10 protein-coding genes are annotated in these 12,980 nt (G+C 37.7%); 2 read left to right on the top strand and 8 right to left on the bottom strand.

The annotated features are described in order from the left end of the window. Positions 1–14: 14 nt before the first annotated feature. Together RE431_RS09290 and RE431_RS09285 are read right to left on the bottom strand one after the other, a co-directional pair. Complete coding sequence (locus tag RE431_RS09290) at positions 15–251, bottom strand: DUF1456 family protein (protein ID WP_309561708.1); 237 nt, start codon at positions 249–251, stop codon at positions 15–17. A 2-nt stretch (positions 252–253) separates the two neighbouring features. Continuing rightward, on the bottom strand, positions 254–1,549 hold the full coding sequence (locus RE431_RS09285) for a DUF2254 domain-containing protein (RefSeq protein ID WP_309561707.1): 1,296 nt from the start codon (positions 1,547–1,549) through the stop codon (positions 254–256). A gap of 198 nt (positions 1,550–1,747) precedes the next feature. Here RE431_RS09285 and RE431_RS09280 point away from each other — a divergent pair, with 198 nt between their 5' ends. Further along, positions 1,748–2,191: an Hsp20/alpha crystallin family protein gene (locus tag RE431_RS09280; protein ID WP_309561706.1), complete on the top strand. Its 444-nt coding sequence runs from the start codon at positions 1,748–1,750 to the stop codon at positions 2,189–2,191. A 61-nt stretch (positions 2,192–2,252) separates the two neighbouring features. On the opposite strand, the gene RE431_RS09275 is transcribed toward RE431_RS09280, so the two are convergent. The 6 genes from RE431_RS09275 to RE431_RS09250 all read right to left on the bottom strand — a co-directional run bounded on the left by RE431_RS09275 (position 2,253) and on the right by RE431_RS09250 (position 11,774). Then, on the bottom strand, positions 2,253–3,470 hold the full coding sequence (locus RE431_RS09275; protein WP_309561705.1) for a hypothetical protein: 1,218 nt from the start codon (positions 3,468–3,470) through the stop codon (positions 2,253–2,255). Between the two features lie 91 nt (positions 3,471–3,561). Beyond that, positions 3,562–5,565, bottom strand: coding sequence for an excinuclease ABC subunit UvrB (gene uvrB / locus RE431_RS09270; RefSeq protein ID WP_309561704.1), 2,004 nt, complete (start codon positions 5,563–5,565; stop codon positions 3,562–3,564). A 70-nt stretch (positions 5,566–5,635) separates the two neighbouring features. Continuing rightward, positions 5,636–7,249: a T9SS type B sorting domain-containing protein gene (locus RE431_RS09265; protein ID WP_309561703.1), complete on the bottom strand. Its 1,614-nt coding sequence runs from the start codon at positions 7,247–7,249 to the stop codon at positions 5,636–5,638. 6 nt (positions 7,250–7,255) lie between these two features. Continuing rightward, positions 7,256–10,006: a T9SS type B sorting domain-containing protein gene (locus RE431_RS09260; protein ID WP_309561702.1), complete on the bottom strand. Its 2,751-nt coding sequence runs from the start codon at positions 10,004–10,006 to the stop codon at positions 7,256–7,258. Between the two features lie 26 nt (positions 10,007–10,032). Further along, entirely contained in the window at positions 10,033–10,869 is an 837-nt protein-coding gene (locus RE431_RS09255; RefSeq protein WP_309561701.1) for an ABC transporter permease, read from the bottom strand. After that, entirely contained in the window at positions 10,869–11,774 is a 906-nt protein-coding gene (locus RE431_RS09250; protein ID WP_309561700.1) for an ABC transporter ATP-binding protein, read from the bottom strand. Before RE431_RS09250 ends, RE431_RS09255 begins: the two co-directional genes overlap by 1 nt. Positions 11,775–11,869: 95 nt before the next feature. On the opposite strand from RE431_RS09250, the gene RE431_RS09245 reads away from it, so the two are divergent. Then, positions 11,870–12,934, top strand: coding sequence for a hypothetical protein (locus RE431_RS09245; protein ID WP_309561699.1), 1,065 nt, complete (start codon positions 11,870–11,872; stop codon positions 12,932–12,934). Positions 12,935–12,980: the final 46 nt, after the last annotated feature.

Raw genomic sequence — 12,980 nt, 5'->3', positions numbered from 1 at the left:
ATTCGCTCCTTTTTTTATTTCTTCTTTGGCATTGGGCCTCGTAAATGTATGATGAGACCATCCAGAAAATTTCTAAGAAACTGGTCGCCGCATTCCATGTATTTTTCATGATCTTCTCTTCTGAAGATCGCTCCAAGTTCACTTTTGGATACTGTAAAATCTGCAAGTTCACAGATCTTCACGATATCATCGTTGGTTAGTTTATGAGCTACACGTAATTTTTTGAAAATGTCGTTATTGGTTAAAGCCATTGTTAATTTTGATATTTTAATTTAAAGGTATTGGCGAGCTTTTTCACTCGCTCAATATCTACCTGATTTTCTATTGATTCTTCGGCATCTTTAATAAGATTTGCTGCTTCCTTATCCAGGACCTCGCAATAAGAAGATTTCTGAGTTTGTTGTTTTTTCAAATAGTGAAACATCAGCAATAATTTCTGAACGATCACTACATCATGCTTACAATAAGTCCTAATGGAAGCCATTATATTATAAATGAGATCATCGAAATCTACCGTATTCAGTTTAATATAAATCTGGTCATCTCTTTTGATCTTGCTGGTATCTTTTTTCCGCATTCTGATGCCCATTAATTCCGTTAGATAATCAATCCCATTAATCGCCGTTCCGGGATCATTAATTCCCGGTGACATTGCTTTTACGATGATTTCAGTAATCTGTTTAAAAGCCAAGGTGTAGTTATCTGATACCAGTTCTTCTCGAGCAAAATTAAAATTGGATAGAACTTTTTTCACGGTATCCTCGTCAAGTTCTTTCTTAGATTTGAACAAGGGTATTCCGTTCAAGACAAAGATTCCTTTGATCGGAAGAATGTGTAATTGCGTGTCTTCTTCTTCGCAAATATCTATAAGGTTGGTAAAAGATATATTTTGTAGATATCCGCTATTTTCTGAATGATATTCATACCAATCTTCTGTATCAGGAAAATCATCCATTTCATTTTCTTCCTTATCTATAAGCACGGTAAGTCTTTCCCTGGCGGTTTCAAAAATTCTCTGCAAAATATTGCTGATCTGAATGCTCTGTGAAATATTATGAATAAAATAAATAAAGGCATAGATGCAAACCACTGTTTCAATAATTCCCAGGAGTACTGAAAATCCAGGAATCTGATATTTATCCCCAGTTGGCTGAATACTGAAAAGAACGAAAATACAGTAGAGTATCGTAAACAGGTAAATTCCAAGGATCACCTGATGCCTGCGATCACTAATTAAACCTGGTAAAAGTCTTGGGGAATAGTTACTGGAGGCCTGGCTAAGAAGTAGCATTACCATCGAAAAGCTGAATACAACAACCGAGATGAGTCCTGATATAAGCGAGCTTAAGATCGTCATCGCCGTATCTCCATTATCAACAACCAGTATTGGAGCATGTTCGATCAAATATTTTGAAACTCCCTTGTTTTCAAGGAACAACATGATCATGGCGAACAGAAATCCGAAAAAAGCTAGTAGCGTAGGATAGAAGGCTATCTTACTTTCAACTACATTAAAAAAGGAAATAGTTCGATTGAAAAGCTGTTTCATCAGGCGTGTGATTCAGTTTTTAAAGTTAAGCAATCTCGGGAGAGTCAGGAGATTTTAATATTTATTTATTAAACAAGACAAAAAGACAGTAATAATACCAGTAAAACCGACAAAAAGTCTTGTTTTTCTACTTGGTCTTGGAATTGCTACAGGTTAAATGAAGTTTAATACAACATATAATTTATAAAATATAAAGCTATGAGTTTAATTAAAAGAACAGATTCAGGATGGTTGCCAACAGTTTTTGATGATATGTTCAGAACAGATTGGTTAGGTGGAACTACAAATGTGAACAGCATCGGAACCAGTATTCCAGCTGTGAATATTAAGGAAACTGAAGACAGTTTTAGTGTAGAAGTTGCTGCACCTGGAAAGGCAAAAGAAGATTTCAATATTGAATTAGATAATGATGTATTGACTATTTCTTCAGAAAACAAAAAAGAAAATGAAACTACAGATAAGGAAGGTAGATTTACTCGTAAAGAGTTTAGCTATAGCACTTTTAAGCGTGCCTTTAGTTTGCCAGATTCTGTAGATAACTCAAAAATTTCTGCTGCCTATAATAATGGCGTTTTGGAAATAGCGCTTCCTAAGCGTGAAGAAGCAAAGGTTCAGGCGAAAAGGTTAATAGATATTTCGTAATACTGAATTAGTTTGGTTAGTTAGTTAAAGGAGAAAAGGCGTCCAATTATGGGCGCTTTTTTTATTTATCAATTAATATCCATCTATTACCTGCGCTTTGAATAGTAAATATTTCTTGAGGTTTAATGCTTAAAACCTTCGAATTTGTTCTTACATCAAATAGATCATCGTTGCCTTGAAAAATCAAATTCTTTTCTGAATTCGCTGGCCAGTTGATGAGTCGAATGATCCTTCCCTTATTGGACGCAGAAGCAGGAATCACAATTCCTGAAACCTGATTATTTATTCTTAAGGTTCCCACTTCATCTGTAATTACAAAATCTCCTGTAGCACTTGTAGTAGAAGAATAATTCTGAAATCCTGGATTTCCCCAGGTTGCCTGTCCAGTAGAATTCAGGATCATAGTCTGGCCTTCCAGGCCTCTTGCTATAGGTAAAACATAGTCTGAGTCTGCAGAATTCCCGATTCCAACTCTCCCGGCGAAATAACCGGCAAAAACATTACTGTTCTGATCGCCAAGGGCAATACTATATATGCCGTAAATATTACCTACACCCTGTATGCTGCCAATTTCATTATAGATGCCGTAATTATTACTTTTCGCACCGAAAGTTCTTCCAATCCTGTTATAGATCCCGTAGATATCATTGGTGCCCGTATTCTGATATGTTTCATTGAAAATCCCGTAATGTATTCCTGTTCCAACACCACCAACATTTGTTTTAATACCATATTTGTTCCCATTCGTGGCACTTCGGTTATCACTTACGATACCGTAGGTTGTAAGGTTATCTGTAGCTGAATTTGCATTATCCACTTCAAGACCTTTTTTCAAGCTTAGGTCTTTGCCAGAAGCGATAGCGATTTGTAATCTCGAAGAAATCTGATCGGTACCAATACCTACGCTATTATCTCTAAATACTTGATCTGAAATGTTATTCGGACTTTGAGTAGTGCCTGACTTATAAAAATTTCCTGAACCGGATTCACCTCCTAAGGATTTCCATTTGGATTCATTCGCATTCCAGAAATAAAAGCCAGAGTTAAAACCTGTAACGCTTTTGTTTAAAAATACCAGTATTCCATGCTGTGCATCGGTCGGATTCTCTACTGGGAATTTTTCAATTCTTGGAATTAGAATTCCGTCTATATTGGCCGGGTTGTCTTTATCTGTTGCGATAATGTCAAGTTGAGCCTTAGGTTCTGAGGTACCAATACCAACTTGGGAGTGGCCAATGATTGTAAAAAAGCTAAATATTAGCGCATAAAAAGTTTTCATAGACAAACAGTTTTGTTTGCCACTTGAGTATTGTTAAATGCTTTAGGATGAGATAAATATATGCTAAATAAGTATAGCTTAATTTTTTAATTTAAGCTTTTTCACTAATTTTTTCTTGAAGGATTTTTATTTCATCTCGTAATCTCGCAGCCTGCATAAAATCAAGTTCTTTTGCTGCTGTTTCCATAGCCTTTCTTTTCTCTCTAACCTGTTTTTCCATTTGCGGTTTAGTCAAATATTCAGCTTCTTCTTCGGCGGCCTTAAGATCAGGTCTGGTTTCGTGTTCATAGATATCCAGCTTTTCTTTAATAAGAGCAGAATTGAACTTTTTCACCAGTTTGGTTGGAGTAATATTATGCTCCTTGTTATAATCCATTTGTTTCTGCCTTCTATATTCCGTTTGATCAATAGTTTTTTGCATACTATCAGTGATCTTGTCGGCATACAATATGGCTTTACCGTCTACGTGTCTCGCCGCCCTACCAATTGTCTGGGTTAGCGAACGATTGCTTCTTAAGAAACCTTCTTTATCTGCATCAATGATGGCAACAAGCGAAACTTCTGGAAGATCGAGTCCTTCACGTAATAGGTTAACACCAACGAGTACATCAAAAAGCCCTTTACGAAGATCCTGCATGATCTCTACACGTTCCAATGTATCAATATCTGAATGAATGTAACGACAACGAATATTTATGCGAGTAAGATACTTAGTAAGTTCTTCGGCCATACGTTTTGTAAGTGTGGTGACCAGAATTCTTTCATCTTTATCTACTCTTAACTGAATTTCTTCAATTAGGTCATCGATCTGGTTAAGACTTGGTCGAACTTCTACTATCGGGTCTAATAATCCAGTTGGCCTAATGACCTGTTCTACATAAACACCTTCACTTTTCTGAAGTTCGTAATCTGCCGGGGTTGCACTAACGTAGATCACCTGATTTTGAAGTGCCTCGAATTCTTCAAATTTCAGAGGTCTGTTGTCCATCGCTGCCGGAAGTCTGAATCCATAATCAACTAAATTTTCCTTTCTGGAACGGTCTCCACCGAACATCGCGTGAACCTGCGGAATCGTAACATGACTTTCATCAACAACCATTAAATAATCTTCCGGAAAATAGTCCAGAAGGCAGAAGGGACGAGTACCCGGAAGTCTGCCATCGAGATACCTTGAGTAGTTTTCAATTCCTGAACAATACCCTAATTCGCGGATCATTTCCAGATCAAAGTTGGTTCTTTCGTCCAGTCTTTTGGCCTCAAGAGTCTTTCCAATATCCCTGAAATAATCTACCTGTTTTACCAGATCATCCTGAATTTCGTGAATCGCTCCTTTTAAAACATCCGGAGAAGTCACGAACATATTCGCAGGATAAATATTCAGTCGGTCATATTTTTCAATAATATCGTTCGTTCCCGGATCAAATGCTTCGATCTCTTCGATTTCATCTCCAAAAAAGTGAACTCTGAAAGCATTATCGGCATAACTAGGAAAAATATCTACCGTATCTCCTTTAATTCTGAAATTACCATGACTGAATTCGGCTTCAGTTCTGGAATAAAGACTTTGAACCAGCCTATGTAAAAATTTCGTTCTTGAAATTTCCATATCCCTTTCAATGGAAACCACATTTTTCCTGAATTCAACCGGGTTACCAATACCGTATAAACAAGAAACCGACGCGATCACAATTACATCACGTCTTCCGCTCAATAAGGATGAAGTGGTACTTAGACGAAGTTTTTCGATCTCTTCGTTGATCGAAAGATCTTTTTCTATATAAGTTCCTGAAGAAGGGATAAAAGCTTCTGGCTGGTAATAATCGTAATAACTCACAAAATACTCTACGGCATTTTCAGGAAAGAATTCCTTGAATTCAGAATACAATTGAGCAGCAAGGGTTTTATTGTGGGCGAGTACAAGAGTTGGTTTCTCAACTTTTTCGATCACATTTGCCACTGTAAAGGTTTTACCAGATCCGGTTACCCCAAGTAAGGTTTGATATTGCTCGTTTTTATTGATTCCGGTTACCAGTTGATCTATTGCATTTGGTTGATCTCCGGTAGGTTTGTATTCTGATTCTATCTTGAATTTCATTCGGCAGGTTTTCTTTTTCTCAGCCTCACGAAATTAAGCAATTATAAAACCTTATTCAAGATTTTAGGAATCATCTAACAAGTGAGAAGTGACCGTTGAATTCCTGGCCATTTTTCAATAGTACTCTAAACCAGTAATCTTCAGCAGGCATTGGTTTTCCATTAAAAATTCCGTCCCAGCCTTTTTCAGAACCGCTCATTCTAATCATTAATTTTCCGTAGCGATCATAGATATGGATAAGATTATCACCTGCGACATCCTGAGACATTCCGTTTATCTGCCAGAAGTCATTAATACCGTCCTGGTTTGGTGTAAAAAAATTATCATACCCCAGAATAGCGATTTCAGTACTTATGATTGCGCATTGGTTGAGGTCCCTGATGTACAATGTTTGAAAGCCGGATTCTACATTGTCGAAAGTTGTGCTTCTTTGGTAAGGCCCGTCGATGTTGCCTATAGAAAATTCATAATTCGCAGAGTTTTCAATATTTAGATCTATCGTATTGGAATTGGAATTCACCTGTGGCTGAACCAGAGAATATGATTCCAATTCAGGCGGGTAATTGAGAATAAGATCAATTTCAGAAAGATTATAACAATCTGGATTCCCAACCTCGGAAACTCTGGCGTAAAGTGTTTCGAGTCCTTCAGAATTATAAGTAGAAGTGACCGGATTTAAATTTTGCTTTGCATCTTCTGCTGAACTAAAATAACCTATCTCATAACCTGACTGGTTCAGATTTCCAATAATTTGAGGATTTATATCTGTAAGTACGTAATCCTCATCGCCAGTTCTGTCCAGGTCGCAAGATTCAATTTCAACATTTGGTGATACTATAGGTCCATCGTTAATAACCAGGTCAAATTCGGTGATCTTAGCACAACCGGTAAGATCGTTTTCTACTCGTGCATAAATTGTTTTTCGTGGTACATCGCTTGTATAATTTGATGTAACAGGCATCAAATTATCAGAAGCATCTGCAAGACTGGCATGATAGGATAGCGAAGTATTATTCTGAGTCGCTATGTTATTATTTTGAGAGAGGTCAAAATCTGCAATTCCATTTGCATTGCAAGTTTCCAGATCGTTTGGTTCATTAATTTCAGGTCCGTCAGGAAATGGAGAGCCGTCTACTGTAGCAGTTCCAGTCCATTCTAATTTGAAGGAACTTTCACCGGCAAACCTATCAATAACAACTAAATAAGTTTCACCGGCTTTTACTTCAATAGATCTAACATAGCTGTCACCATCAGGGCCAGGACCTTCACTGGTTTCAGGCTCCTCATCACGCATCCCGGTATAATTATTTCCCTGATTCGCTGCCTGAGGATTTGTAGTTGAGCATCTGATAGGAGGGCCCAAATTACTACAATTGGTGGTTGGTCCGAAAACCCAAAAGTCATAATCTATAACAATATCTCTGCTTGCGGGGATCAGGTCAAAACCTAAAGTTCCGCTTTTAATAAGTTCAACTTCCAGCCAGATGCTATTATTTTCGTATCCGCTACAGGCCAAACCTCTAATTTCCTGTGTGCCGGCACCTTCTGCATTGGTCGCAATTATTCCATCACCACAAATCTTTATGGCGCCGGAACAGTCATTTACAGAAGACTGTGAATAGATCCCCGAGGTAAAAAGAAGTAGAAATGAAACTAAATAATTATGTAACCTATTATCTTTCAATATTCATTATTTGTTGGACCTGATCAATGAAAAATGTCCTTTAAAGACCCGGCCATTCTGCAAAGTTACTTCAAACCAGTAATCATTAGAGGGCATTGGGTTACCATTAAAATTACCATCCCAACCCTGTCCCGGGGATAATTGCTTTAATAATTTTCCATAACGGTCAAATATAAATATACTCTGAATAGCAAATTCAGGGGATTTAATTGAAAATGGTCTCCAGACATCATTTAGACCATCGTTATTTGGAGTAAAGAATGCAGGGAATCCAAATACAAATATTTCCTGTGAGATCACCTCGCAGGCATTTTCATTTTTTACATAAACGGTATGTGGGCCAGGAGTAACATCTGTAAATATAGGACTGGTTTGAAAGGGGCCAGATTCAGAGTCCAGGGAATAAAAACCATCACCATTAGGTTCGGCAATGATTTCAACCTGTCCGCTGGCCAGTTCTGCATTAATATTAATATCTAATATCTCCGGAGATAATTGTTCCGAAACTGTATATTCAATTTCTCTGCTACAGCCTAATTCTTTATCAGATACGGTTAAAAAATAGGTTCCTCCTTGTTGCACGGTAATGCTTTCTCCCGTTTCTCCAGTATTCCATGTAAAATCATATCTGGAGGAATTTATTCCAAGATCTTCACCAATCTGAACTGGAAATTGTGAAGAGCAGGCTTGCAGACTGAATGCTTCCTGGAGATCTGGAACTGAACCGATCTTAAGCTCTACGGAGCCGGAACCATAACATATATTATCGCTTTCGGCCCTGATGTATAAAACTCGAGGGTCTGAAAGATAAGTTGCAGGTAAAGGATTTAAGCCAAGTGCTGCATCTGCCTCTCTTTCATGGAAGGTCAGGCTTATATTTGAAGGTAAGCCATAATCGTTCACGATATTTGTTTTAATAAGATCCAGGTTGAATTCAGCATCTCCGTTTCCAAGATCACATCCGCTTACAGGATCGGGATAAATATCTGTTCCATCTTTTGTTTTCAGGCTAACTTCAGAAATGCTATAACACAGCGATCCAAATGAGGTTACTTTTGCGATCACTTTTTGATCACGAACCGTATTGCTGAACACATTATCTAGAGAATTACTGTTTTTTACATCATTTTCTGCAGCCGTTCTTGACTCGTAGAAAAATACCTGTGTTGCAGTATTTCCTTTTGTAATAGGATCTTTTGCCAATTGCAAATTGAATTCGGCCAGACCATCAGAGCCATCATTATCATAGATATCACATTGCACTAACTCGTAAGTGGCAAGCACATCCGGATTTTCTGCAATATCCACCTGTTTACAAATTGGTTCCTGAATGATCCCGTTAATATATCCATTTACAGTGACTGTATAAGATCCTGGGTTTGTATAGGTATGACTAACTTCTAGCCCAGTTCCTGTGGAGCCATCACCAAAATCCCATTCAGCCGAATCAAAATTGGCATCTTCAGAAATGGAGAAATCTGTCTGATCTCCAAGGCAAAGATTTTCAAATTCAAAATCATTTTTAAGTAAAGACTGAATGAACTGGGGAAGACCTAATGTTACTAAAGTTCCTTGAGGAAGCTTAATAGCATCCTGAACATAGTTTGCAGCATTACCTGTAAGTTCAGGTTTATTGATTACAGACACGGCATTATGGCCTTCTGCCAGGAAGGGATAACCAGATCTGTAAATCTTTCCGTTAATCGCCAGTTGCAGTGCGCCAGCTGTAAATGAACTGGTATGTATAAGCATTTTGGTTCCTGATACATTCGCAGAATTAGGGTTGAACTGGTATAATTCTGATTTATCAAGTACGCCGTTAGGTTTATAGAAGTTATTTGTGATGTAAAGTTTTTCAGATCTGGCGGAAAACTCCACGCCATATGGATAGGCAGTATCCAAAACAAGCCTTTCATTAGAAACCGTACCATCATCGTCGTTGAAATCATAGAGAAACGCCTTTCCATTTGTTTTATTGGTGTCTCGCGGTCCGTTTCCAAGGATGGTAGAAGCATGGGCGATCGCTAGAAGGTTTCCGTCAGGGGAGATCTTCATCTGACCGATTGCCGTTTTATTTGCTCCATCATCACGAGTAGTAGGTGGAATATTAGTAGGAACAGTGGAAATTACAGGATCTGTTACCAATCCATTTTCGGTTACTTTAAAAGAATAGAACTTGTTGGTGAAATGCGTAACAACCCAATAAGATTCACAATCCCCGGCAATGATCGCGGCAATTTTTTCTGAACTTTTAAACTCACTTTCCTCTGCGCTTCCGGGGTTAAAAGTTTGCAATGGAAGGTTTTTCTGGCCGTTCACAATATCACCAAAGCCAGAATTTAGTGACATATCAATAATATTGTAATGAACACCTTCTATGGGATCATTCTTCGGAATTGTATAATCGGGTTTATCTACAGTAAAGAGGTAATAAATGCCGGGATTTTTAGGTTTGGGAACGATGATCGCAGATTGTGTACTGGAAACATTTCCCTTTAGATTAGAACCATTTGGCATCACATTATGCTGACGGTCTAATACTTCAGTCCCATCAGTATAAAATAAAAGGTTTCCATTCTGGTCAGAAATTGTCGCAACACCTTCAATAGTGGTGATTTTACCATTAGTGAGCGGTTGCACCTGACCATCTTTAAATGATAATCCAGCATTCAAACCAAAGTACCAGTTTGCCCCTTCTCCCTGACTAAACAGGAATATCGGAAATAAACTTAGGATGATGAATGCTTTAAATCTCATGATGAGCGTAAAGCTAATTAATTTCGCTATAAATCCCGTTTTCTAAGCAATAGAAGCGACGAATAAACAAAAATAAGGGTCCAAATAAGGACTATGACGATTTGATACCAGTGAATTCCGTAATCTTTGGTTAATTCACCTCCAATCTGGGTGGCGGCAGTTTGCACGGCATTCAGTCTTGAAATCGGTTCAACCACAAGGTTACTCATAGATTCCAATGGAAAGAACTGCATGATCTGAGTGGCAATGTCAGTTCCTTTGAAAACTTTAAAATTGAGTATTGCATATAGAATTCCTTCGAATATCGCCCAGACTACTAAAAAGCCTAAGGCAAAAGCTGAACGTTTTACCAGGATTCCCAGGAACATACAGAACGCGAAGAAACCGGTTAGTTTTACGAAGTAAGCCAGCAAATACTCCATATCTGAAAAAACTATCGACAGTTCAGTGAAATCTGAAAATGAATAGCCTAAAATTAGAGTAACTATAAAAAGGAAAACCGTGGAAATTCCTGAAAATACCAAGACAGTTAAGAATTTAGAAAGTATGAATTCTTTTTTGCTCAAACCATCTATGAGGTTTTGCTTGATAGTTCTGTTACTGTATTCGTTGGACATCATGGAAACGATCACAATGGCCAGGAATAATTTTAAAAATGAAGCAATATAGCTATTGAAGTGCCAGATATAAGGGAAGTTAAAAATTCCCTGGTCTGCAACCCTGAATTCGATATTTCCAATATTAAATTCTATAGATGCAATAAGAGCTATAAATGTGATGAGGATAAAATATGTGATGATTAATATCCTTGCAGATCGGCTATAGCGTAATTTGTTGTATTCTATTTCGAGTAAACGTAGCATTAGTTCTCAGTAGTTTGGTTGGTTAATTGAAGGAATTGTTCTTCCAGGCTTTCTCTACGCTTTATGAGGTAAGAAAGTGAAAGTCCCTGTTCAAATAAATAACGGTTAATCTCATCTGCATCCATTGGATCATCGAGGAAAGCAGTAAGAATTCCATCTTTATCTGTGATCTTCCCGATCTTTGGATGATCTTTCAGTAATTCTTCCAGTCTGGTCATATCGCCAGCCTTCAATTCAAAAAAGCCATGACTATTAATGATCTCATCAACCGGTCCGCTGTATAATTTCACGCCTTTTCTAATGATAACCACGTGAGAACAAACCTTTTCAACTTCGTCCAAAAGGTGAGAAGCTAAAAGTATGGTGGTTCCTCCTGCCGCAATTTTTCTAATGATCTCTCTGATCTGATGAATTCCCTGAGGATCTAATCCATTAGTCGGTTCATCAAGAATTAGAATTTCAGGATCGTTCAATAGGGCAGAAGCAATGGCAAGACGTTGTTTCATACCGAGAGAAAATGTCTTGAACTTGCTGTCTTTTCTATCAAGCAAACCTACGATCTCCAGTTTCTCATGAATCTTATCTCTGCTGGTTCCTTTGATGGTACATACGAGTCCGAGATTTTGCTCGGCCGTCATATAAGGATAGAAATTAGGATGCTCAATGATCGCACCCACTTTTTTCAGAGCTTCATGGGTTGAGGAACTTCCGTTAAACCATTGAAAATCACCGGAAGTTTTATTTACCACGTTCAAAACCATCCCGAGGGTAGTAGATTTACCACTACCATTGGGGCCTAGAATTCCGTAGACATTTCCTTTTTCAATGCTAAAACTTAGATTATCAACTGCAGTGATCCTGCCGAATCTCTTTGTGAGGTTATTTAAACTTAAAATTGTTTCCAAGATTGATGAAGTGTTTAAAATACGACGCCTAAAATAGGATTTTGTTACAGGTTTCCCTATAATAAGCTTAATTTTGAGAAAAACGAGGAAAAATTATGGATGAAAAACTGATGTCAAAAAAGAAGCCGGCATTTCCAATTAATGAGCGCTTCAACAGATATCTTGCTAAGTATAACCGGAATACCAAAATCCCCGTTTTTTATGATGACCTGCTAAGATTTTCAGGATCTATAGTGGTATATGATCAGCATGATGAAGATACTTTCTGGGTGCGTTGTTATTATCCCGATTACGAAAGAGAAGAAATTGATAACAGTCTAAAAAAGGTATATACCATTCTGCATTCTGATGGTAGTGATGATTCCCTGGAATACCTGAATGTGGATGCAATTGACTATTGTACTTTTGGTAATTCAAAACCTTTCAGAATAAAAGTGAGAAATATTCTGAATGATAGTTTCACTTATTTTTATGTAAAGAAAGCGGATGCTTCGCGATTATACGGACTCGAATTTGAACATTTACTTTCTCCACATCGTATTAATTTTTTGGTTTATAGAGATACTTTAATTGAAGAGCATATCGCAGGGATTCCCGGCGATGTTTTTATTGAAGATCATCTGCCAAAATGTGACCTGAGAGCACAAACTCAGATCGCCAAGCAATTCGTGAAATTCAACGAGCGGTGTACAGTGAGACTTTTGGGCGATATGCGGTCTTATAATTACGTGGTGATTCCAACACACGATTTTGACCATGTGGAATACCAGATAAGGGCGATAGATTTTGATCAGCAATGTTTTGAAGGAAATCTGAAGGTTTACAGGCCGCAATTCTTCAAAGAGAATTTTAAAATGGTTCAGCTGGTTTCTGAAAAACTCGAAAATTCATCCATTGAACAATATCGTAAAGAAGAGCGATCGTTATTGGCCAAAAGGATGATCAATACTCAGAGTCGTTATAAAGAATTGATAAGATGCATGATCAATGATCACGTTTCTACCAAAGACAATGTGAAGGAGCTCAGGAACGATCTTTATGCATTCTCTAAGGATATGAAATTTAAAAGGGCAAGTACTATGGGTCAGATCCTAAGAACAGCTTTAGACTTCGTAAAACGTAATTATGATAATGTGAATATGCAGCGTTTACTGGAATAACAATTAAGACGAATAAAAAAGGGAAGTATAGAATTATACTTCCCTC

Origin of the sequence: Christiangramia sediminicola, assembly GCF_031344135.1 — a bacterium.
GTDB classification, from domain to species: domain Bacteria; phylum Bacteroidota; class Bacteroidia; order Flavobacteriales; family Flavobacteriaceae; genus Christiangramia; species Christiangramia sediminicola.
This window is presented reverse-complemented; position numbering and strand designations above follow the sequence as displayed.